Source organism: Runella defluvii (assembly GCF_014195535.1).
Taxonomy (GTDB): Bacteria; Bacteroidota; Bacteroidia; order Cytophagales; family Spirosomataceae; genus Runella; species Runella defluvii.
Genome location: NZ_JACIBY010000001.1, coordinates 18,307 through 39,988, shown reverse-complemented (window position 1 = coordinate 39,988; position 21,682 = coordinate 18,307). Strand labels below are relative to the sequence as shown.

Annotated in this window: 20 protein-coding genes; 12 read left to right on the top strand and 8 right to left on the bottom strand. The window is 44.9% G+C overall.

The window, feature by feature from the left end; genetic code table 11:
- Positions 1 to 32: 32 nt before the first annotated feature.
- The gene (locus FHS57_RS00130) at positions 33 to 1,238 is read right to left on the bottom strand and encodes a DUF6600 domain-containing protein (protein WP_229601225.1); all 1,206 of its coding nucleotides are present in this window, start codon (positions 1,236 to 1,238) and stop codon (positions 33 to 35) included.
- Positions 1,239 to 1,757: 519 nt separating this feature from the next.
- Here FHS57_RS00130 and FHS57_RS00120 point away from each other — a divergent pair.
- Together FHS57_RS00120 and FHS57_RS00115 are read left to right on the top strand one after the other, a co-directional pair.
- A complete protein-coding gene (locus FHS57_RS00120; RefSeq protein ID WP_183970845.1) occupies positions 1,758 to 2,129 on the top strand; it encodes a BlaI/MecI/CopY family transcriptional regulator in 372 nt (123 codons plus the stop codon).
- Positions 2,126 to 3,610 carry a M56 family metallopeptidase gene (locus FHS57_RS00115; RefSeq protein WP_183970844.1) on the top strand — a complete coding sequence of 495 codons (1,485 nt, stop codon included), beginning with the start codon at positions 2,126 to 2,128 and terminating at the stop codon, positions 3,608 to 3,610. Before FHS57_RS00120 ends, FHS57_RS00115 begins: the two co-directional genes overlap by 4 nt.
- A 69-nt stretch (positions 3,611 to 3,679) precedes the next feature.
- Here the strand turns inward: FHS57_RS00115 and rhaT are convergent, their stop codons facing one another.
- Entirely contained in the window at positions 3,680 to 4,732 is a 1,053-nt protein-coding gene (rhaT, locus tag FHS57_RS00110; protein WP_183970843.1) for an L-rhamnose/proton symporter RhaT, read from the bottom strand.
- A 267-nt stretch (positions 4,733 to 4,999) separates the two neighbouring features.
- Between rhaT and thrC the strand changes: the two genes are divergently transcribed.
- The 8 genes from thrC to FHS57_RS00070 all read left to right on the top strand — a co-directional run bounded on the left by thrC (position 5,000) and on the right by FHS57_RS00070 (position 11,834).
- Complete coding sequence (gene thrC, locus FHS57_RS00105) at positions 5,000 to 6,301, top strand: threonine synthase (protein WP_183970842.1); 1,302 nt, start codon at positions 5,000 to 5,002, stop codon at positions 6,299 to 6,301.
- A 3-nt stretch (positions 6,302 to 6,304) separates the two neighbouring features.
- Positions 6,305 to 6,772, top strand: a complete 468-nt coding sequence (locus FHS57_RS00100) for a GNAT family N-acetyltransferase (protein ID WP_183970841.1) — start codon at positions 6,305 to 6,307, stop codon at positions 6,770 to 6,772.
- A 162-nt stretch (positions 6,773 to 6,934) separates the two neighbouring features.
- Positions 6,935 to 7,528 (top strand): PspC domain-containing protein, encoded by a 594-nt coding sequence (locus tag FHS57_RS00095; RefSeq protein ID WP_183970840.1) that lies wholly within the window; start codon positions 6,935 to 6,937, stop codon positions 7,526 to 7,528.
- A gap of 57 nt (positions 7,529 to 7,585) precedes the next feature.
- Positions 7,586 to 7,756 (top strand): LiaI-LiaF-like domain-containing protein, encoded by a 171-nt coding sequence (locus FHS57_RS00090; protein WP_169731813.1) that lies wholly within the window; start codon positions 7,586 to 7,588, stop codon positions 7,754 to 7,756.
- Between the two features lie 12 nt (positions 7,757 to 7,768).
- Positions 7,769 to 8,785: a toast rack family protein gene (locus FHS57_RS00085; protein ID WP_183970839.1), complete on the top strand. Its 1,017-nt coding sequence runs from the start codon at positions 7,769 to 7,771 to the stop codon at positions 8,783 to 8,785.
- Between the two features lie 145 nt (positions 8,786 to 8,930).
- Positions 8,931 to 10,049, top strand: a complete 1,119-nt coding sequence (locus FHS57_RS00080) for a TlpA disulfide reductase family protein (protein ID WP_183970838.1) — start codon at positions 8,931 to 8,933, stop codon at positions 10,047 to 10,049.
- 126 nt (positions 10,050 to 10,175) lie between these two features.
- A complete protein-coding gene (locus tag FHS57_RS00075; RefSeq protein ID WP_183970837.1) occupies positions 10,176 to 11,072 on the top strand; it encodes an SMP-30/gluconolactonase/LRE family protein in 897 nt (298 codons plus the stop codon).
- 18 nt (positions 11,073 to 11,090) lie between these two features.
- Positions 11,091 to 11,834 carry a M23 family metallopeptidase gene (locus tag FHS57_RS00070; protein WP_183970836.1) on the top strand — a complete coding sequence of 248 codons (744 nt, stop codon included), beginning with the start codon at positions 11,091 to 11,093 and terminating at the stop codon, positions 11,832 to 11,834.
- A 51-nt stretch (positions 11,835 to 11,885) separates the two neighbouring features.
- On the opposite strand, the gene FHS57_RS00065 is transcribed toward FHS57_RS00070, so the two are convergent.
- The 6 genes from FHS57_RS00065 to FHS57_RS00040 all read right to left on the bottom strand — a co-directional run bounded on the left by FHS57_RS00065 (position 11,886) and on the right by FHS57_RS00040 (position 19,777).
- Positions 11,886 to 13,379, bottom strand: coding sequence for a TlpA family protein disulfide reductase (locus FHS57_RS00065; protein WP_183970835.1), 1,494 nt, complete (start codon positions 13,377 to 13,379; stop codon positions 11,886 to 11,888).
- A 48-nt stretch (positions 13,380 to 13,427) separates the two neighbouring features.
- Complete coding sequence (gene dnaE / locus FHS57_RS00060) at positions 13,428 to 17,132, bottom strand: DNA polymerase III subunit alpha (protein WP_183970834.1); 3,705 nt, start codon at positions 17,130 to 17,132, stop codon at positions 13,428 to 13,430.
- Positions 17,133 to 17,143: 11 nt separating this feature from the next.
- A complete protein-coding gene (locus FHS57_RS00055) occupies positions 17,144 to 17,587 on the bottom strand; it encodes a HepT-like ribonuclease domain-containing protein (RefSeq protein ID WP_122934001.1) in 444 nt (147 codons plus the stop codon).
- Positions 17,571 to 17,858 (bottom strand): nucleotidyltransferase family protein, encoded by a 288-nt coding sequence (locus tag FHS57_RS00050; RefSeq protein WP_183970833.1) that lies wholly within the window; start codon positions 17,856 to 17,858, stop codon positions 17,571 to 17,573. Before FHS57_RS00050 ends, FHS57_RS00055 begins: the two co-directional genes overlap by 17 nt.
- Positions 17,859 to 17,996: 138 nt before the next feature.
- Positions 17,997 to 18,452, bottom strand: coding sequence for a hypothetical protein (locus FHS57_RS00045; RefSeq protein ID WP_183970832.1), 456 nt, complete (start codon positions 18,450 to 18,452; stop codon positions 17,997 to 17,999).
- A complete protein-coding gene (locus FHS57_RS00040; protein WP_183970831.1) occupies positions 18,449 to 19,777 on the bottom strand; it encodes an AAA family ATPase in 1,329 nt (442 codons plus the stop codon). Before FHS57_RS00040 ends, FHS57_RS00045 begins: the two co-directional genes overlap by 4 nt.
- A 263-nt stretch (positions 19,778 to 20,040) precedes the next feature.
- Between FHS57_RS00040 and FHS57_RS00035 the strand changes: the two genes are divergently transcribed.
- Together FHS57_RS00035 and FHS57_RS00030 are read left to right on the top strand one after the other, a co-directional pair.
- Positions 20,041 to 21,030 carry a ScyD/ScyE family protein gene (locus FHS57_RS00035; RefSeq protein WP_183970830.1) on the top strand — a complete coding sequence of 330 codons (990 nt, stop codon included), beginning with the start codon at positions 20,041 to 20,043 and terminating at the stop codon, positions 21,028 to 21,030.
- A gap of 22 nt (positions 21,031 to 21,052) precedes the next feature.
- Complete coding sequence (locus tag FHS57_RS00030; protein ID WP_183970829.1) at positions 21,053 to 21,640, top strand: diheme cytochrome c-553; 588 nt, start codon at positions 21,053 to 21,055, stop codon at positions 21,638 to 21,640.
- The last annotated feature ends 42 nt before the right edge of the window (positions 21,641 to 21,682 follow it).

Genomic DNA, 21,682 nt, shown 5'->3' with positions numbered 1-21,682 from the left:
ATGACTCATATCAAGTTGTGAATACCTTTTACTTATTGATTTCCTCTTCTGCCGCGTTCACCTTGGTGCTCTCCCGAAGGCAACGACTGGGTTGAGCCGCGACCTTGCCATCCTCCACGGTCATTGCGGGGCGTTTCGCTCCGTTCTGTCGAACGGCTAGGGCTTTGTCCTTCGCTACGGCGTTGGGGGCTACTGTCTCTTTCTCCCCCGCCCTGCCAAGTACGCTCGGCACCACCGCGCGGTTGTTCGTAGCGTTGCTGGGGTTGTTCCTGGCGTTGTTGCGGCTGTTCGTAACGGGGTTGAGGTTGCTGATAGCGCCCTTCATCTCTGCGGCTATCGTTTCGCTGGCCTTGTGAATTTCGGTCGTCGTAACGGGGGTTATTTTGCGAACGATTCTCCCAACGTCCTTCACTTTCACCTCTCGACTGGGGCATGTTACGGTCGTTGTAACGTGGGTTATTTTGTCCCATGCGGTTGTCGTACTGCCGCTGCGGGTACGAGCGGTTATTTTGTGAATAACGGTCGTTACGGTTATAATAGTCGTTGCGGCGGTAATTGCGGTACAAGTCATCGGCCCGATAGACATACACACGGTTACGAGTTACGCGCTCTAAATCATGGCGATGCGGGCCAAACACGTACGAGCGGTTGTTGTAGCGGTAATAATTGTTGAGGTAGGATGTTCCACCCCACAAACCAGAGATGCGGTTTCGTGGTACACAGTAGCTATATACACGCGGGCTACGAATGTACATATCGGGAACAAACACCCAGTAGTTATACGGGATGTTGATGTTAATATTGATGTCCAGCCCCATACCTGGCCCCAACGGTGCCCAACCGTAGTAACCACCGCCCGAGCGCCAAGTTACCCAAGCAGGCCCCCATTCATACCCAGGAATCCACACCCAGCCATAGTAGTTATCAAACGTCCAGCGTCCGTAGTGAAACGGTGCCCAGCCCCACGGGTAATCCGACACCCACGTATTGCCGTATTCGGTCATTTCCCAGCGTCCATTGGTACCGTAGGGCTGAAAGTCAGGCTCTACGCGGGGGCGCCACACCCGTCCGTACGACGGATAGTCCATCCAGTCGCCATAAGGAGAAAGCTCGTCGTAAAACTCATCGTACGAAGGCTCGTAGTCGTAGTTTTGGGCCCAGCTTTTTTGGGAAGCGAAGAGTGTCACGGCAATACCCAAAGCCAAAAACAGAGCGCGGAAGTTATTGAAAGTCATCATTGTTTTCAATTGTTAAAGGAAGCTGTTGCTTTTGTAATGATAACGAAAAGGTACTGCATTTCATTTCAATTACCAACCCCGTTAACAATCATTAAGGAAAATGTATCCGTTGCTACAAACGTTGCGCCTCTCCGAGTTACTACAAACGTTGCGCCTCTCCGAGCTACTACAAACGTTGTGCCTCTCCGAGGCTATTTTGAAGGACTACAAACGTTACGTCTCTACCGAATTACTACAAACATTGCGCCTCTACCGAGTTACTACAAACGTTGTGCCTCTCCGAGGCTATTTTGAATGACTACAAACGTTGCGCCTCTCCGAGGCTACTTTTTAAGTAACAGAGCAAAAGTTGTGGGGCATTTTCTTTTATACAATTCGTTGACTTTGAACGGATAACGACTAACAGTTAACGGTTAACCGCACGGATTTCTTTCGCCCATCCAATTAAATTTGAAAAATTAGTTGGAAGTACAATTTTTCAATTCTACATTTGTAGAACAAAATACACATTCGTAGAATATGCAGCTTTCTAAAGCCGAAGAACAACTCATGGAATACCTCTGGCGGCAAGGCCCCATTTTCATGAAAGACCTCATTGAGGCCCATCCCGACCCAAAACCCGCCGCCACTACCATTGCCACTTTGCTCAAACGAATGCAAGACAAAGGCTTTGTGGGCTACGAAACCTTTGGAAATTCTCGACAATACCATGCACTTGTGACCAAAGAGGATTATTTCGGGAAACACGTCAAGGGATTGATTCAGCAATTTTTTGGCAACTCTGCCTCTCAGTTTGCCTCCTTTTTTACCACGGCCACCGACCTCTCCGAAACCGAACTTGAAGACTTAAAAAGCGTGATTGAACAACAAATCAAAAACAAACAACAATGATACTCTACGTGCTCAAATTCACCGTTGTGTCGGCCGTGTTGCTGATGGTTTATCATTTTTTGCTGCGTAAAGAAAAAGTCTATGTCTTTAGTCGCTTTTTCTTGGTGTTTGGGCTGGCTTTTGCTGCCCTTGTGCCCTTTGTCCCTATTCAACTTCCTTCTACGGTCGCGCCCGTACCTACCTACCTCAGCCATGAAACAGCCATTATTTCGACCAACCTTGTACCAAAAGCCGCAACAGCCCCTCCTTTTGTACAGCAGACGGTTGAAAAAACAACCACTATTTTCCCTTCTTTGGAGCAACTCATTGGGGGGCTTTATCTGCTCGTAGCCAGCTTATTACTCGTACGTTTTGTCCAAAATCTTTGGCTTATGCGAAAGAGCATTGGGCAGCATCCCGTCGTTCGGCAGGGTCAACTAAGGATAGTTCTTCTTCCCCAAGCCATCACTCCCTACAGTTTTTGGAATTACGTTTTTGTCAACGAAACCGAATACCAACAAGGAAGCATCGAACCCGAAATTTGGCAGCACGAAGAAGCGCACATTCGTCAGAAACACACTGTTGATATTCTTTGGAGCGAGTTTTTCAAAATTATTGGCTGGTTCAATCCCGCAGTTTGGTATTACCGCCACGCGATTGCCCTCAACCACGAGTTTTTGGCCGACGAATGGGTACTTCGCGCCCATCCTAATCCGCCCGTTTACCAATACTTGCTACTCCACCGCCTTTGTCACCACACGCACCTTACCTTGTCGAGTTCATTTAATTATAAAATCACCAAAACCCGTTTCGCCATGATGCAAAAAAACACAACTCCCCTCCGCGCCTTTGGCCTTAAAGCGGCTGCTTTTGCTGTAGTTTTGGGCGTAGGCATTGCTTTTGCCGACCTTAGTTGGGCGCAAACCCCTGCTCCTCCAACTATTCAACCTGCTTCTAGCGCCAAAGCCGCCTCCAACCCCGACGGAGCCTCTGCCGAAATGATTGCCGAATACCAAACACTGGTTAATAAATACCTTACAAAAGGTGTGCATAACGGCAAAGAATGGAGTCGATTGGATCGCCCCAACGAACAAGACCGCGCCCGTTTGGAAGTACTTTTTAAGTCGATGAGTGAGACGCAGCAGTTACAGCAACCATACGCCATGAACCCTCCTTTGGGGCCATTGCCAAGAATTACGCCTACCGAAAAGGAGTTTGAAGCCTACAAAAATCCGAAAATTTACGGGCTCTGGATTGATGGCAAAAAGGTACCTAATTCGGTGTTAAACAAGTACAAGGCATCGGATTTTTCGCAAGTGTTTATTAGCCGACTTTACAAAAACGCCCAAGCGACGATTGGTTACAAATACAAGTTTCAGTTGGACTTGGAAACAACGGCATACTACGAAAAAAACCGAGCAGAAACCTTGGCAGATAAGCGTTATTACTTGGGTTTTAACATGGCCAAGTGGAAGAAAGAAAATGCGGAGAAAGGCAAATGAGGATTTTGCTAAAACAAAAAGTGGCTGTCTCTTTGATTGGAGACAGCCACTTTTTGTATAAAACGAGCATTATAAGCTATTGCCAATCCCCACAATAACCACCGAAACGAGCATGGTGAGAATCCCTAGCACAATCGTGCGGAAGGTACGAGGAGAAACAGCTTTCCACTCTTTAAAGTATAAACCCCATAAGTTGGCCGTTAGGATGATGGTTGCCATGTGGAGAATCCACGAACTAGCCCCATTGCCCAGTTTGCTTTCGCCCATTCCGTAGAAGAAAAATTGCAAAAACCAGGTAGTTCCCGCCAGTGCTGAGAATACATAGTTTTTGACGAGGGGCGTGGCGGGATTGAGGTAATCGCCAAACGATTTGTTGCGACTGTTAAGAATCATACACCAAATAAAATTGGTCGTTAGTCCTCCCCAAAGTAATACCACATAAATCACGTTGTTTTGATAAAGCGGATTCATCCCCGCTGCTACGGCGGCGTCAGCCATGGGTTTTCCAGCTTCGATACCGAAATTAAAACACGCGCTCAACGTTCCCGAAATAATGGCCACAACTAGCCCTTTTCCCACGTTAAACTCCGCCACACTCTTTTGTTTTTCTTCGGTAGAAAGTTCGTTTTCTTTCATCATTCCTGCTTTTCCACAAATAAAAATGCCAAGCAAGCACACCGCAATTCCAAGCAACACCACTTGTCCGCTGCGCGAATTAATCATATCAATGATAGACACTTTCCCTTCAGTTGGATAAACTGCGTAGAAAATAGCAGGAAGCAATGACCCAAACGCCGAACAAAACCCTAAAGTCACGGAGTTGCCAAGCGACATGCCCAAATAACGAACTCCCAACCCATACGTAAGTCCGCCGATTCCCCATAAAAGTCCAAAGAAAATGGTCAGTTTAATAACATCAGAAGAGGTCGCTTTGATGATTTCGGCAAAACCTGGAATGGTTAACCAAGCGGCCAGAGGTGGCATAATGAGCCACGAGAATAGCCCCCCGATAATCCAATAACTTTCCCAAGACCATCCTTTTACTTTTTTGTAGGGCATATAAAAACTACCCGAGGCAAATCCCCCTATTGAGTGAAAAATAACGCCTAAAATAGACTCCATGAGAAAACGGTTTTTGAGTTAGTAAAGAGTTGAAAATTGTATTAATACAACAAATTGTACAAACTTAGATAGCTGCATACCCTCAACTGTCCTTGACTGTCATGTAAAAAGATTTTTTTTTCTCCGTTTTACGCACCATCTATTGTAGCTTTTTTGAAGTGCATCGAAACGCAAAAATGAGGAAGTTCTTGCATGAGGGGGATGAGCGGCGTAATTTTGGATTCTCAATTTTGTAAAAAATTAACACGCATCGCGTACTACCTTCCAATGATTTTATACAGTACCAAAAATACACAGCTCAAAGCCTCCTTAGAAGAAGCTGTTTTTCGTAGCCTTCCTGCCGATAATGGGTTGTATATGCCCGAACATATTCCCAGTATTTCACCCGCTTTTTTAGCGAATATCGAGCAACGTTCGTTCAACGAAATTGCGTTTGAAGTATCCAAAACTCTTTTGAGCGACGACATTCCCGAAGCCGATATTTTGCGCATTGTGGAGCGGGCCTTTGATTTTGATGCGCCAGTTGTCCCTATTGAAGATAAAACGTATTGTTTGGAGCTATTCCACGGGCCGTCGATGGCTTTCAAGGATTTTGGGGCGCGCTTTATGGCTTCGTTGATGTCCTACTTTTTGGTACGTTCGCAGCAAGAAATACGCATTTTAGTGGCTACTTCGGGAGATACAGGTGGCGCGGTAGCCCAAGGGTTTCATAATGTACCAGGCATCAACGTAACGATTTTGTATCCTAGCGGAAAGGTCAGCGATATTCAAGAAAAGCAATTGACCACCTTGGGCGGAAATGTAACCGCGCTAGAAGTCGATGGTACATTTGATGACTGCCAGGCGCTGGTAAAACAAGCATTTTTGGACGATGAACTCAATAAAAAGTACAACCTAGCCTCGGCCAACTCCATCAATATTTCACGCCTCATTCCGCAGTCGTTCTATTATTTCCGCGCGTATGCCCAAGTGAAACAATTAGGTTTGCCTGTGGTGTTTTCGGTACCTAGCGGAAACTTTGGCAACTTGAGCGCTGGACTTTTGGCGTATCGGATGGGTTTACCCGTGGCGCATTTTATTGCCACTACCAACCGTAACAACGTCGTTCCTAATTATTTGTCGAACGGAAATTATGCGCCTGTACCGTCGGTTGAAACCATTTCTAACGCCATGGACGTAGGCAATCCAAGCAATTTTGTGCGGATGACTCGCTTTTTTGGGGATGAATGGGCCAAAGTAAAACAAGACATTTCTGGGTTTTGGTTTAATGATGACCAAACCAAAGCCGCCATGCGCGAGGTATATGACCGCACGGGCTATTTGATGTGCCCACATACGGCCGTGGCTTATTTAGGTTTAAAAGAATACACGAACCTAACCCAAAAAGAAGTAGCGGGGGTATTTTTGTCAACGGCGCATTATGCCAAATTCTTAAACGTTGTGGAAGAAGCGTTGGGCACTGGCGACGTCGAGATTCCGACGCGTTTGTCTGATTTGCTCAGTAAAGAAAAAGTGGCTACCCCAATGACCAAACAGTTTGCTGATTTCAAAGCCTATTTGTTGGGATAAACTATGAATATCATCGTTGCTCGAACTTCTGAACACTACCTTGAGGCCGTCGAACTCTTCAAAGAGTACGCCACCAGCCTTGGCATTGATTTGCAGTTTCAGAAGTTCGACAACGAACTTCAACTCCTTCCGACCATGTATGGCCCACCTGTCGGCGAGTTGTGGTTGTTGGAAGAAGACGACAGTTTTGTAGGCTGTGCCGCCTTGCGAAAATTAGAAGAAGGCATTTGTGAATTAAAACGAATGTATATCCGCCCTACTTACCGAGGTAAGCGCTGGGGGCGGGAATTGATGGACGTTGCGCTCCAAACCGCACAATCGTTGGGCTACCATACCATGCGTTTAGACAGCCTACAACGCTTGGAAGCCGCCGTAAAACTATATACCTCCTACGGCTTTCAGCCAATCTCTCCTTATAATTTCAATCCAGAGGCGGATGTGGTCTATTTTGAGAAAAATCTCCTTTCCTAGACTTCCACCTCATCCCCAAAATTCTCCATTCATTTTGTCCTTTAACCGTTGGTCGTAAAAAATATTTTATTACCTTGCATTGCATAGTACCTTTGAATCAACAATAAAGCCCCACGGCACACAAACCAACTTTTAACAATCACTTATAAATCAACCATAGCCATGAACAATAAGCCCTTACGTCGAATACAAAGTGAAGCCGTTTTAGGCGGTGTCGCTGCTGGTCTTGCCGATTATTTCGGAATGGACAAAGCCTTGATGCGTGTCATCCTTATCGTCCTAATGATTTTTGCGAAAGGGTTCCCCATCGTATTATTATACATCATTCTGTGGGTAGCGTTGCCAGTAGGCGGCCCTTCTACTCCCGCCGCTGGGTTGGAGAATAGTTGGCAGTATCCCGACGATATGGCTCCTAAGAAAACCAGTAACCGTGGAATAGAAATCGTAGGATACGGTTTACTTTTGATTGGTGGCTTTATGCTTTTCGACCGTCTTTTCTACTGGATGCACCTACAGAAGTACATTCCAGCGGCGATTTTGATTGGCATTGGTTTGTTTTTGATTTTGAGACACAACAACTCCCAAAGCGGAACGCCAACTTCCTCGGTGGATAGCGACCGTGCTACCCCCTCGTGGACCGACTCGGCTCCTATCTCTTCGTGGCAGCCTCCTGCTTCTACCGAACCAACCACCCCAACGGTGCCATCTTCGGACGAACCAACAGAGGACAAAAGCCCCGATGAGCCCAAAGCCTAATACAGCAATACTCACTAAAAAACGTTTACTTCTTTACACCTCTAAATTTTGATTGCCATGAATTATCGAAGCACTTTCTGGGGAATTATCCTCGTATTAATCGGCGGCCTCTTACTCATGCGTGAGTTGTTTGATTGGTTTGATTTCGAGCGTTATTTTTTACCTGTTGTGTTGATTGTCGGAGGAGCGTTGCTCATCTTTAAAGATAAAATCAAAAATCTTTCCTAACCTCACTTCGCCATGAAACAATCCTCTAATACCCTCGTTTGGGGTTCTATACTTCTGGCCTTTGGGTTGGTGCTTTTGGCCAAAACCCTCGGTTGGTTTCACATTGACTGGGGCTTTACGCTTCGCTTTTGGCCTGTTTTATTGATATTGGCTGGAGGAGTTTTGTTACTCAAACAATCTTGGTCTGGGGTCGTAACCGCCATTTTGATTGCCTTAGCGATTCCATCGGCCATCATTAATGGCGCCAATAAAAAGTTTCACGACTGGGACGACCGTGGTTTTGAGTTCAACATCGACGATTTTGATGACGATGATGATGACCAACATAACCACCGCAAGGACTACGAAGAACGCTCCGATACCTACTCAAAAGACGGGAAAACCCACTTTTCTGAGCCATTTACCGAAAATATTGCCGATGCAACTTTGAAATTTGGCGCTGGTGCAGGTGAATTTACCATTGAAGGCACTACCTCTCAACTGGTAGAAGCAGATGCTGAAACGGAGTTTGGGAACTATATCATGACGGCAAAACGAAACGAAAGCACCAAAACAAGCGTGGTGGACTTTGAAATGGAAAGCAAAGACAGCACAGGTCGCAAGAAAATCCGTATTCGTGATTTTGACAATATGGATAACCGCGTAGAGATGCGTTTGAGCGATAAACCTACTTGGACCTTCGATTTGGGGCTTGGTGCTGGAAAAGGGAATTTCGACTTGTCGGCCTATCGGGTAAAAAAAGTAAAACTCGGTGCAGGTGCTGCCGAAGTTGACCTCAAACTCGGCGAAAACGTAGAAAACGACGCCCAAATCGACATTGAAGCTGGCGTAGCCTCCATTGAAATTAACATCCCCGAATCGGTAGGTTGTGAATTTAAAATCGACGGAGCGCTCAACTCAAAAGACCTCGACAATTTTGAAAAAATCAGCAGCGGTTTGTATCGCACTTCTAACTATAACTCGGCGAAGAAAAAAATCAAAATTTCGTACGAGGGTGGTATCTCTTCTTTGGAAGTGAATCGCTACTAGATAAAACCAATAACTTGAAAAATAAATAGTTTCAAAAATGCTGCTGGTCAGAATGACTGGCAGCATTTTTGTTTTTTGTACCTTTGTAACACACGCAACAAAAGCGGCCTTTTTTCGTTCACTATTGGCAAACATTCGCACAACAATGAAACAACTACTGACTGCCTCGGCATTATTGGCAAGCATAACCCTCTTTGCACAAAGCACGCCTAAAGATTTTACCATATCGGGCACGGCTAAAACATTGCAACCCAAGGAAAAAGTGTATCTCGAAATCCCTGGAACTCAGCCGTTGGTTGTACTAGACTCAGTGACGGTGGGTAACGATAAGCGTTTTACGTTTAAGCGTAAAGAGCTTGACGAAGGGACTGTTTATCAGGTGAACATCGCTAAAAAACAACGCTTCATTGTGCTCATTGAAGGCGGTGAAAATATTGAAGTTACTGCGGATGGAACGGAAAATGGCGCTGCGCAAATCAAAGGTTCGGCCAACAACGATTACTACCAAAAGTTGTTGGGACTCTATAAGGTAATGTCAGAAAAATCGGCCAAATGGCAAGATGAATACGCCAAAGCGGAACAAAAGAAAGACAGCAAGAAAATAGCCGAAATTCAGCAAGCATTTGAAGCAGAAAGCAAGGACTTTACGGCCAAAGTGAAGGCTATGATTCCAGAAATGGGAACTTCGTTGTCGGCGTTGTTTGCGACCAATTTCCTCAACCCAGAGGTAGAAATGAGTACTATTTTCGACCTAGCTCAGAAGTTTGAGAAAGAGCGCCCTAACATGAAGCAAGGGCAAATTTTTGTCGGTAATGCCAAACGTATGCGCGGAATTCAGATTGGTGACAGTGCCCCTGAAATTACCCTCAACACAACAGGCGACAAACCCCTTAGCCTTTCATCCCTTCGTGGAAAAGTAGTTTTGATTGACTTTTGGGCGTCGTGGTGCGGGCCTTGCCGCCAAGAAAACCCTAATGTGGTGAAAGCCTACAATCGCTTCAAAGACAAAGGCTTCGAGATTTTTAGCGTGTCGCTCGACAAAGACAAAACCGCGTGGGTTAAAGCCATTGAAAAAGACGGTTTGTTGTGGCCAAGTCACGTATCTGATTTGAAGTATTGGCAATCGGCTGCTGCCCAAACATACGGGGTGAACGGTATCCCTGCAACGTTTTTGTTGGACAAAGACGGAAAAATTATCGGTAAAAACCTTCGCGGCGAGGCACTTGAGAAAAAATTGGAAGAAGTGTTGAAAGTAAATAATTAGACTTCTTCTCGCTTTTTACTGCTAGAAAAATAAACCATGAAAACTTTTCAGGTGTTCGTCACTTGGAAAGTTTTTTTATTTTGAGTCAAACCTTAATCTTTACAGTATTCTAAAACCAGCGAAACCATGCGCCATTTTTACCTCTCAACTATTCTTACTGCGTTATCTGGACTCGGAGCCCTTGCCCAAACCTCCGACTTTACCCGTGAACATGAGTTTACCAACAACTGCGAAGGGCCATCGGTAGATGGCGAAGGCAATGTCTATGCCGTCAACTATGCCATGGATGGCACCATTGCCCAAATCCCCAAACGCAACAAAACGTCGATTTTTTTGACCTTACCCAAAGGAAGCACAGGAAATGGGATACGTTTTGGCAATGCCAACACTTTTTATGTCGCCGATTTTACAGGCCATAATGTACTGAAAGTCAATCTAGAAACAAAGCAAGTGAGTGTTCACTGCCACGAACCAAGCATGAATCAACCCAATGATTTAGCGATTACGAGCAAAGGGCACATTTTTTGTTCGGACCCCAACTGGAAAGCTGGAACGGGGCAAGTCTGGCACGTGTCGCCCGAAGGAAAAGCCAAAATTGTCGCTCCCTCAATGGGAACAACCAACGGCATTGATGTGAGTCCTGACGAACGGACATTGTACGTCAATGAAAGCGTGCAACGTAACGTCTGGGCTTTCGATATTGGCGCAGATGGAAGCTTGTCGAACAAACGGTTGTTGATACAATTTGCCGACGGAGGAATGGACGGGATGCGCTGCGACGCCAACGGAAACCTGTATATCACACGTCATGGCAAGGGAGAAGTAGCTGTTGTAGCACCCGATGGAAAAATCGTTAAGACCATCAAAACCAAAGGCAAAAGTGTGTCTAATATTTGTTTTGGAGGCAAAAAAGGGCGAACTTGCTACATCACTTTACAAGACAGAGGCTGTATGGAAACCTTTACCGCCGATGCTCCTGGTAGAGAGTGGACAATGATGCAAGCTTTTTTAGGAAAGAAATAACCCCATTAATACGTTTAGATGCAGAAGTTTAACGCTCTTATCATTCTGATTTTAGGCTTACTGGCAGCTCGTTCGGATGCCCCGCGCGAACAAATGATAACGTTGGGAATGGCTTTTCAAGATTTGAATACGCAGATTCGTGAACAAACCCTGACGCCTGATTCGGCTCAATTGCGCTTTCAGGCCATTTTGCGAGAATTGCGCCAAGTAACTCAGCCGTATCGTCAGCAAAACTGCACGGATTCGGTTCGATTTGTGTTTCCTTTGCGCGATTACGATGCCAACAACATCGGAGGACATGGGTCGGGTTTTCGCCCAAAAGGCTTTAATTTATTTGACCATAAAGTGCAAGGAAGCCACCCTGCTCACGATATTTTTGTGTATGACCGCAACCAAGATAGCGTTGATGACCAGACAGATAAACCCGTGGATGTGTTGGCGATGCGCCCTGGCATTGTAGTAGCAACCGAAACGAATTGGTCACCCGAAAGCTTGTACCGAGGCGGCAATTTTGTGTGGATTTATGACCCTTGCCTCGACGGGTTGTTTTATTATGCCCACCATAGCAAAGTAATGGTCGAAGCAGGCGACGAAATAACACTTGGACAAAAAATAGCGGAAGTAGGTCGTACGGGGCTCAATGCCGCCAAGGCACGCTCAGGGACCCACCTCCACATGATGTATCTTCAACTGACTCCCGAAGCGCTTCCTCATCCTATAAACACCTACGATTGGTTAGCGAGCGCTGAAATAATACGATAAAAAAAATCGCCGCATGGTTACCCATAGCGGCGATTCTCTTCACGAAACCAATCACTTCTTTACCAATCCACTTAACTCTTTTTGAAGCGTTTTGTTATCAGGAAATTCTTGCGGAATCCAGCGTTCTACAATCTTTCCTTGCGCATCTATCAATACGAATGGATACCCCATGGTGGTTGCGTAGGTTTCTTTTAATTTTTGTGCGTCTTCGTCGGAAGCCCAAAGATGGACAACACTCGGACGGTTCTCGGTCAACGATTGCCAAAGCTCAAAAGACGTATTGGGCGTAACGTTGAGATAAACAAACGTTAAACGACCCTTATACGCTTCTTCGAGCGGCTTAAAAATAAGCTCGTGTTGTTTGAGATTAAAGCAAAACGCAATACAAATGGGCTTTCCTTGCAGACTTTGGAGGGTTACTTCTTTGCCATCGCGGTCTTTGAGTAAAAAGTTGGGGGCGCCCTTTCCTACGTACATGCCTTCTTTGGCCGTAATGCTTTGTTTGAAATACGGAATGAGCTCGGAAGATGGGTACGCACGTTCAAATTTTTCCAATAAACTATGAGCCGCAGTCATGTCGCTTCTAAACGCCACCGCATAGTCAACCCAATGCGTGAGCAAGTAAGCGCGTTGTTTGGGATAGGCTCGTAGCTGTTCGTCGCTTTCTTGGTAAGCTAGTTGTAAGGCTTCTCCCGACAAAATGTAGCGTTGTGCCGAATCTGTTGGGTACTTTTTGGTAATTGGAATCAGGATATGATTGACCAATTCGCGGCGGTACGGCTCACTCATAAGGGCGGCATCGGGCAAGATTTTAAAGTTTTGAAGCGTAAAATTTTCTACCTCTTGGCGCTGCGTACCTTTGAGTTGAACTCCCTGACTTTCACGGATTTTTTTATCCAATACCAACTGACGGGTTAAATACGCTTCGGTGTTGATGGTCGCCGTGATATACGCATCAAACGCTTCGCTGATGGGTTGTTGGCTTTTCAATGTTTGAAAACGCTGCAAACGAGCTTGTTGCAGGCTATCCACCTTTGGCAAGATGATGCTGTTGTCGTTTTTGGTAGGTTTGTAGCCAAATACGGGCAAGTATTCGTATAAGTTTTCTTTGAAATAATCCCGCAAAAACTCTTGGTAGTAGGCATTTGTCCCCTCAAAAGTCAACGATTTGTTGGGATGAATCGTCACCGTCAGCTTATCGTTGGGACTGACAAACAATACCCAATTAAAGCTTTGACTAACAGGCTGGTAGGCCGAAGCCCCCGCAGAAGTAGGAACAATTTGAAGCCGTACCAACTGAGGTTCGGTCAGCGCCACTTCCGCATTGGCGACTTTTTGATTGGTAATTTCAAAATAACCAATATTTAGAAACTCAACGTCGGCCAAACCAATGGCTGGCGAAGGCTGGAATTTTACTTTTTCCGTCACCAGCGACACCGAAAAGTTGGTGGCCTCAGGAGCCATTTTGAGGGTAATTTGGGCATTTTGTGCCTTCAGGACTTGTGCAAACAAAAGCGCAAAAAGGCCGTAGAGAGGATATTTCATAATGCGTTATTTTCTAGTAAACGAAAAACGGCGGAACTAATTGTCGATTTAATTGACCGAAAAATTCACCCCTCCCATGGATTCTATCAGTTTAAAGAACTCGTTGGTAGGTGCAACTCGGTGCGTTCGTGATTGAAGTTTCACCTCCGTCCGACTTTGATGATCCACCACCGACACCGTGAGCGCACAGTGGCCAGGGTAGGCTTGAACGGCTTCGTTGAGTTTGGTAACGAGTACCCCATCCAACATGTCCAAATCAAGTTGTAGCTTGATTTCTTTGGTGAGTTTTTCACGAACTTCATTCAAAAGCTGCATCGACGTGATTTTAAACTCGTATTGATCTTCTTGTTTCCAGCGGTTTTGAATTTTCCCTTTGACAAACAAAAAGTGCCCCATTTGGACGTAAGCCGAAAATTTCACAAAATCTTCGCCAAAAAGCGCCATTTCCATCGAACCCGCGTAATCTTCGAGCTTGAAGATACAAAACGGGTTTCCTGTTTTGGTGGTTCTGACTTGGCTACTACTCACAATACCCGCCACCGTAATGTCTTTGCCAAACAAGAGCGGGCGGCCGCCGATCTCTACGTTGGCAACGGCAGGTATATCTCCTTCCTCGGTATCGCTGGTTTCTGTCACTTCAGAAGTGAGCATCACTTTATCGAGGGTACAAGTACAGAAGTTGGTCAACTCCAATCGATACATATCAAGCGGGTGACCCGAAATGTAGAAACCAACTACGTCTTTTTCAAAACGTAACCGCTCTATGTCACTCCACTGCTCTACAATAGGCGCTTTGGGTTTGGCAATATCGGCGCCACTACCGCCAAAACCACCAAATAACGACGCCTGCGCGTTGGATTTATCGGCTTGAACGGCGTTGGCGTATTTGATTAATTTTTCGATTAAGTTTTGTTGTTCACCATCAGCGGCTGTAAAATACTGAGCACGGTGGTATTCCTCAAACAAGTCAAACGCCCCCGCATAGGCCAATGATTCGATGGTTTTCTTGTTGACAGTTCGTAAGTTAACCCGAGTCATAAAGTCAAAAAGGTCTTTGAAAGGGCCGTTATTGGTTCTTTCTTCGATGATGCTTTCTACGGCGGCGTCACCTGTTCCTTTAATCCCTCCCAATCCAAAACGAATTTCGCCGCGTTTGTTTACCCCAAAACGCCGTTCCGATTCGTTGACGTCGGGGCCCAACACAGGAATTCCGAGGGCTTTACATTCTTCGAGGAAGAACGTGATTTTTTCAATGTTTCCCAGCGAACTTGTCAAGACGGCCGCCATGTATTCGGCGGGATAATGGGCTTTGAGATACGCCGTTTGGTAGGCCACAAAAGCATAGCAAGTAGAGTGCGATTTGTTAAAGGCATACGAGGCAAAAGCTTCCCAGTCCGTCCAGACCTTATCGAGTTTTTTCTCATCAAGGTTGTTTTTCTTTCCTCCCTCAATAAATTTACTCTTCATCTTGTTTAGTACCTCAATCTGCTTTTTCCCCATGGCCTTCCGCAGTACGTCGGCATCACCCTTACTAAAACCTGCTAACTTCTGGGAAAGCAACATAATCTGCTCTTGATACGTTGCAATACCCTGTGTTTCAGCCAAATACTCCTCCATTTCGGGGAGGTCGTATTCTACTTTTTCACGGCCGTGTTTACGGTTGATGAAGTTAGGAATGTACGCAATCGGGCCTGGACGATACAGGGCGTTCATGGCGATAAGGTCTTCAAAACGGTCAGGCTTGAGTTCGCGCATGTACTTTTTCATCCCGTCTGATTCAAACTGAAAGACGGCGTTGGTCTCACCACGTTGGAAAAGCTCAAACACCTTGATGTCATCGAGCGGAATGTAATCAATATCAATTTTTACCCCGTGGTTGGCCTCAATCATCCGAAGAGCTTCCTTGATGATGGTCAAGTTTCGCAGCCCCAAGAAGTCCATCTTGATAACCCCCGCATCTTCAATAATTTTCCCTTCGTACTGCGTAATCAACAAGCTCGATTCTTTAGAGGTACTCACAGGAATCAAATCCGTCAGGTCGGATGGGGCAATGATAATCCCTGCCGCGTGAATACCCACGTTCCGAACGGTTCCCTCTAATTTTTGAGCTTCTTTGAGAACTTTGGCCGTGAGGTCATTGCCTTTCAGCATTTCACGGAGGCGTTTTAAGTTTTCGACCTCGTCGGGTGTCACAACATCCGCCATTTTTTCGAGAGGTACTTTAAACACCTTGTCCAAGTTCATGTTGTACGTCGGCTTATCAGGCACGAGTTTCACCACGGCATTGGCCTCTTGCAATGGCAAATCCATCACCCGCGCCACGTCCTTAATCGACGATTTGGCGGCCATTGTACCGTAGGTAATGATTTGAGCTACCTGATTTTTACCGTATTTCTGCACCACGTAATCAATCACCCGTTGGCGGCCTTCGTCGTCGAAGTCCGTATCAATATCGGGCATGGAGATACGGTCGGGATTCAAAAAACGCTCAAAAAGGAGGTCGTACTTAATGGGGTCAATGTTGGTGATTCCGATGGCATACGCTACGGCGCTTCCTGCTGCCGATCCCCGCCCTGGCCCAATGAGTACACCCATGTCGCGCCCCGCTTGGATAAAGTCGGCAACGATGAGAAAGTAGCCAGGAAAACCCATGTTTTTGATGGTATTCAGTTCAAAGTTGAGTCGTTCCTCTACTTCTGGCGTAATTTCCTTGTATTTTTTTCGAGCCCCTTCAAACGTCCAATGCTTGAGGTATTCCCACTGATTAAGTACATCGGCGGTGAGTTCTTTCATTTTACCATTGAACTCAATCATTTGCGAAATACTGTGTTTCTTAAACTCTTCAGGAATGGGGAAGTTGGGCAATAAAATATCTCGATTGAGCTTTAACAACTCTACTTTATCAACGATTTCTTGCGTATTGTCCAGCGATTCGGGCAAGTCACTGAACGTTTTGAGCATTTCGTCTTTGGTTTTGAAATAAAACTCATCGTTGAAAAACGCAAAGCGCGTGCCCTTAGGCATTGGATTTTCGTCGTCAAAGTCCTTGTTGGTAGGCGTAGATTGTTTGTCACCCGTATTGACACACAACAAAATATCGTGGGCGTTGGCGTCATCTTGCTCTACGTAATGGCTATCATTGGAACATATCACCTTGACGTTGAACTCTTTTGCGTATTTGAGCAGTGCATCGTTGGCAATAATTTGGTCGCGGATACCATGTCGTTGGATTTCGACATAGTAGTCATCGCCAAACAAATCGAGCCACCACTTAAACTCTTGGCGACCCGCCTCTTCCCCTTTTTTGATGATAGCCTGTGGTACACTTGCTCCGATGCAACAAGTCGTGGCGATGAGTCCTTTGTGGTACTTGACCAGCAGTTCTTTATCGATGCGTGGGTATTTGCCGTACATGCCTTCGATGAAGCCCAGCGAGCATAGTTTAGCCAAGTTGCGATAGCCTTCGGCGTTTTTGGCCAACAATAATTGATGGCGGCGAACGTCCTTTTGTTCTTTAGTAAACTGTTTTTTGTGGCGGTCTTCTACCAAATAAAACTCACAGCCTACGATGGGTTTAATGCCTTGTTTATGTCCTTCGGCCACAAACTCAAATACGCCAAACATGTTGCCGTGGTCGGTAATGGCGATGGCGGGCATGTCGTCGGCTTTGGCCTTTTTAAACAGCTTTTTTATATCTGCCGCCCCGTCGAGTAGGGAATATTGGGTGTGGCAGTGAAGGTGGGAGAATTGCATAATTGGGGAGATTATTCAATATTTTTATAGTCAATGTGAGTATAGTATTCACTATTTTGAGCAAGTTTGTATTCTTCTCTATCAAAATTACCATCTAACATTTCCACACGTATAATTTGTTCTAATTGGCGTTTCAATGTAGGCAACTCGTTTTGAAGAATGTCAAATGCAATAAATCGGTCAATACCAATATAGTCGTGAGCTACACGATTACGAAAACTCTTTATCTGAAGCCATGCTAAATCAGAATGTTTTATTTTAAGAATGTTACTTACTCGATTGGACTGCTCTCCAATATTAATAAGTAACATAAGAGAAGCATTGAAATTTTGTTGATCATTAGCTCGAAAAAACTCAATAGCTTTATCGAAATTAGCAATGTACAGCTGTATTTTTCCAATTGATTCAAGCATTCTGAGCAAATAAACCAAATCATTTTTAATGTCTTGTTGCATAGATTAAGTCTTTTTTTGCACGATAAAGAATAATCGGGTCGGCGTATTTTTCAAACATAATATCTACTTTAATAGCTAAATCAGCTTCAATTTTTTCCTTGAATTGAATCCATTTTTTGAAGTCACTTGGGTCGCCATCTATCAATAAGTCTAAGTCATTTGCATCCTCTTCACGTGCTACTGAGCCAAAAATGCCAATTTTTTCCAAATTATAGGTTTGGAAAAACAGTGAGTTTTCTAAATACTGAATGATGGTTGTCAGAGATTGCATAGTAGAACTGAATTTCCTATCCAAAGTTACGCTTTTCTGCTAGAAAGCAGAAGGGGATAGCCGCTAAAATTGCTGTGGAGTGAGGAAGCCTGTTGGGCAAAACAAGAGCAAGAGTAGAATAAGCAGAGAAAGACTGCGTTAAAATTCATATCGGGAGCCAGTACTGTGTTTTAATTCCAGACCGATGCTGCGTTTGAATTTTTCCTTCAATCGATTCATTTCTTGCGTATCTTTTCCACCAACAATAAACCCTCTGATGTGTTTCTGTGGAATCTGCCCCACTTTCTTTTTTATAAACTCAATCGCTTGACAAATTTGCTCGAAAGCATAGGATGCTTCTTTGGCATTACCTTTTAATTCTACAAAGAGGTATTCGAGCTCGTCATTTTCTCTCACCTCTACAAACAAATAATCACACTGTTTTTGATGAGCAACCGCAGGAATCAAACATTTGTCTAATTTGATACGACACACCTTTGGATGCTTTTTTGAATTGATGACAAATGTTTTCCCCTGTTCGGAAGCGCTTTTGTCTGATGAATAACATTCTTGATTCCCTCCTAATTTTTGGTAGATGTCTTTACAATCACTCACGGGTATTGGATAGTTAGGAGTTCATCAAATTCGTTGCTAATTTGTGAGGATACATCATCAAATAGTACAGCATCCACGCCCTTGAATTCGTCATTGAGGGCATCTATGATCTCACCGTTTACGAGATTATATGCCGAAAAATCTTCAAACTTTACCCATGCACTACGGTCTATCAATTGCTCGGCAGCAGTATTGTCCAATTCAGCAGCTTTTAAGAGGTTATCCAAAACGCGTAAAATAAAAGTACTGTGGGTAGTAATAAGCAGCTGATTTTCAGGATTTTTATTGGCAAGTATGGCTAAGGCTTCGATTAATTCTTTTTGGGCCGAGGCAAAAAGGTGAGACTCTGGTTCTTCGATAACCCTAAAAACAGGGTCGCCATAAAGTACATTGATGAAAATATCTTGCAGTGTCCGAATGCTTTCTTGCTGGCCCGAAGAAGCGTTTTGCAAGAAAATAGACTGATTGTTTCCTAGAACTAGCTTTTCCCCTTCTTGGTCGTTGATATAGTTGCCTTTTAAAATTTTTTGAATTTTGTTAAGAATTTTCTGTGCATCAGTGGTGTCAAGAGTAGGGTTAAGGTCGAGCTCGTCTTGCATAAACCCAGCGAAATTTCCTGATTGCTGAAATTTGTTCCTCAAGAAGCGATTGTATTGGATAAATTTTAACAATATGATGTCGTTTTCGGACGTATAGCGATGCGCTTCAGCCTCATTATAGGCAAATTGATTACTGTCTAACTTCGCATAAATTTCTAGCAAATGATTTCCTAAAGACACGACAGCGTTTCTACTAGCTGGTAAGTATAAATTTAATTGGGTACTTCCAAAAAGGGTATTTACAATTTTGGCAATAGCGTTAATAAATCGCTCTCTCTCTTTTCTCTCCAGTTCACTAAAGGCATTTTCTAACCGCTTGAGCTCTTTATTGAGCGCGACTACTTTCTGTAATTTTGGGAGCCAATGGGCAAAATCTATTTCTAAACTCCCTGCTTCGCTGTTACGAATGGCTATTACCTCTCCATTTGCGTATGTATAGGTAATTTCAAAAGAAGTAAGCCGTCGAGACGAGCCAAAGAGCTTAGTAAAACGGGAATGGATTTGTCCTTGTATAACGAGTTTGAAATTACTTTCAACGACCAAGAAATCACTAGTAAACAATAGAGTAATTTCCTCTCGAATGGTCTTAAAAAAATAGACAAGCTTCCCTATCGTACTTTTCCCACTCGCCTGCTCTCCCATCAAAACCGTCATTCGTTTTATCTTAATGGGAACTGCCTTTTGGTTAACAATGGCCTTAAAATTTTTTATCAGTAGTTGTTCCATGCGCAATAACTGCTTTTCTAAAATCCTGGGGGTTTCCCAACTCAAAATTAACACAATCCCGCTTTAAATGGGCAAAAAACAGCGTTTTGTCAAAAATGAGCAAAAGAAAGTCAAAAATGAGTTAATAAAAATTGAAATTTTTTACATCAAAATTTTTCAAATGTCAAAAATGAGACAAAGAATGTTCATTTTGAGCTAACACCCACAGTCCGTTCGATACGATATTTGTACAGCTTATTTATTCACTCATAACTCATTCTTTTATGAAAACTTCCCGCACATTTTGGTTATCTCTTTCGACTGTCGTATTGGTTGGTTGGCTTGTGGCTTGTAATGAAAAAGAAGAAGTCGTGCCCGAACCAGAGCAATTGACGGCGGCCAACTTTGCAGATCAATTACGCGCTCCCATCGGGCTTACCCTCGACACCAAAGGGCAGCTTTGGGTCACCGAAGCTGGTACGGGTAAAAACGACGGAAGCATCGTCATGATTACTCCACAAGGAACAAAAACGACGGCCATGACGGGCTTCCCTTCGGTCATTGCCAACGGGGCAATTGAAGGCATGAGCCACCCTCTTTTCCACGACGGAAAATTGTACGTGCTTCACGGTGTCAGTGGAATGCTTTATACCATTGACGTTGCTTCTTTCAAAGCAGGCGATGCTCCTCTTAATATTTCTACTGCCCAAAAGGAGGATTTAGGCACCTACATCCGTACCCTCAAACTTACCGACCCTATCAATTCCAACGTGTTTGATTTGGTCGTTGGCCCCGATGGCAATCTATACATCGCCGACGCAGGTGCCAATGCCATCTTTAAACGCGACAAGGCCACGGGGAAATTGAGCTTGTTTGCCAAAATCCCCGATGCAGGAACCAAAATAGAAGCCGTTCCGACGGGAATTGTATTTGATGGCACGCGTTTCTTAGTGACAACGCTCAGCGGATTTCCGTTTGCTCCAGGTAACGCTAAAATGTACCAAATAACGACCGACGGTACCGTAAGTGAGTACAAAACAGGTTTTACGACTTTGTCGCATTTGACGCTTTCTAAAAACAACAAGCCATTGGCGATTCAGATGGCGGAGTTTGGCGCAACGGGCTTTCAACCGCTTTCGGGTAAAGTGGTCAACGAAGAAGGCAAAGTATTACTCCCAAGCATCATGATGCCAACCGACATCGAACGCAGCGGAAACCGCGAATTTTACCTTTTGAGCTACGCCCTTGGAACCATTCAAAAACTAACATACTAATTAACCTTTTTTCCCTACAACAATGAAAAACTATCCTATTTACGCATTTGCCCTACTCGTTTTCTTTATTGCAGCTTGTCAACCTTCGCAAGAGTCGAAGGACACGGCCAAGGCTGAACTGGAACTATCGGACTCGGCGCTTATCAAGCGTGGTGAGTACTTGGTTGGCATCATGGGCTGCCAAGACTGCCATTCGCCCAAGCAGCTGGGTCCGAAAGGGCCAGAAGAAGTACCAGGTCGCCACTTGTCGGGCTACCCCGCTGACCGTCCCATCGCAAAAGTAACCCCTGACGCGTTGAAAAGTGGTTGGATGCTACTTGGCGGCGACGGTACGTCGGCCGTTGGCCCTTGGGGAATGAGCTTTGCGGCCAATTTGACCTCCGATACCACAGGAATTGGCTCTTGGTCGTTTGAGCAGTTCAAGATTGCCCTCACGCAAGGCAAATCAAAAGGGATTGCGACCGCGCGCCCCTTGTTGCCTCCGATGCCTTGGCCCAACTACGTGAACATGGCCGAAGAAGACCTGCAAGCGGTATTTGCCTACTTGAAGAGCACGCCACCCGTCAACAACATCGTACCGATGCCTATTGCACCTGATAAGTTGCAGTAACTAACCCATCCTTGACGTAATTCTCTCGCTTTAAGCCCTCCT

What these genes read in the sequence shown, in the direction of transcription:
- FHS57_RS00040 (WP_183970831.1), bottom strand. Translation starts at nt 19,777, where the DNA reads ATGGAACAACTACTGATAAAAAATTTTAAGGCCATTGTTAACCAAAAG.
- FHS57_RS00035 (WP_183970830.1), top strand. Translation starts at nt 20,041, where the DNA reads ATGAAAACTTCCCGCACATTTTGGTTATCTCTTTCGACTGTCGTATTG.
- rhaT (WP_183970843.1), bottom strand. Translation starts at nt 4,732, where the DNA reads ATGGAGTCTATTTTAGGCGTTATTTTTCACTCAATAGGGGGATTTGCC.
- FHS57_RS00055 (WP_122934001.1), bottom strand. Translation starts at nt 17,587, where the DNA reads ATGCAACAAGACATTAAAAATGATTTGGTTTATTTGCTCAGAATGCTT.
- FHS57_RS00085 (WP_183970839.1), top strand. Translation starts at nt 7,769, where the DNA reads ATGAAACAATCCTCTAATACCCTCGTTTGGGGTTCTATACTTCTGGCC.
- FHS57_RS00115 (WP_183970844.1), top strand. Translation starts at nt 2,126, where the DNA reads ATGATACTCTACGTGCTCAAATTCACCGTTGTGTCGGCCGTGTTGCTG.
- FHS57_RS00030 (WP_183970829.1), top strand. Translation starts at nt 21,053, where the DNA reads ATGAAAAACTATCCTATTTACGCATTTGCCCTACTCGTTTTCTTTATT.
- FHS57_RS00050 (WP_183970833.1), bottom strand. Translation starts at nt 17,858, where the DNA reads ATGCAATCTCTGACAACCATCATTCAGTATTTAGAAAACTCACTGTTT.
- FHS57_RS00130 (WP_229601225.1), bottom strand. Translation starts at nt 1,238, where the DNA reads ATGATGACTTTCAATAACTTCCGCGCTCTGTTTTTGGCTTTGGGTATT.
- FHS57_RS00090 (WP_169731813.1), top strand. Translation starts at nt 7,586, where the DNA reads ATGAATTATCGAAGCACTTTCTGGGGAATTATCCTCGTATTAATCGGC.
- FHS57_RS00080 (WP_183970838.1), top strand. Translation starts at nt 8,931, where the DNA reads ATGAAACAACTACTGACTGCCTCGGCATTATTGGCAAGCATAACCCTC.
- FHS57_RS00100 (WP_183970841.1), top strand. Translation starts at nt 6,305, where the DNA reads ATGAATATCATCGTTGCTCGAACTTCTGAACACTACCTTGAGGCCGTC.
- thrC (WP_183970842.1), top strand. Translation starts at nt 5,000, where the DNA reads ATGATTTTATACAGTACCAAAAATACACAGCTCAAAGCCTCCTTAGAA.
- FHS57_RS00095 (WP_183970840.1), top strand. Translation starts at nt 6,935, where the DNA reads ATGAACAATAAGCCCTTACGTCGAATACAAAGTGAAGCCGTTTTAGGC.
- FHS57_RS00070 (WP_183970836.1), top strand. Translation starts at nt 11,091, where the DNA reads ATGCAGAAGTTTAACGCTCTTATCATTCTGATTTTAGGCTTACTGGCA.
- FHS57_RS00075 (WP_183970837.1), top strand. Translation starts at nt 10,176, where the DNA reads ATGCGCCATTTTTACCTCTCAACTATTCTTACTGCGTTATCTGGACTC.
- dnaE (WP_183970834.1), bottom strand. Translation starts at nt 17,132, where the DNA reads ATGCAATTCTCCCACCTTCACTGCCACACCCAATATTCCCTACTCGAC.
- FHS57_RS00065 (WP_183970835.1), bottom strand. Translation starts at nt 13,379, where the DNA reads ATGAAATATCCTCTCTACGGCCTTTTTGCGCTTTTGTTTGCACAAGTC.
- FHS57_RS00120 (WP_183970845.1), top strand. Translation starts at nt 1,758, where the DNA reads ATGCAGCTTTCTAAAGCCGAAGAACAACTCATGGAATACCTCTGGCGG.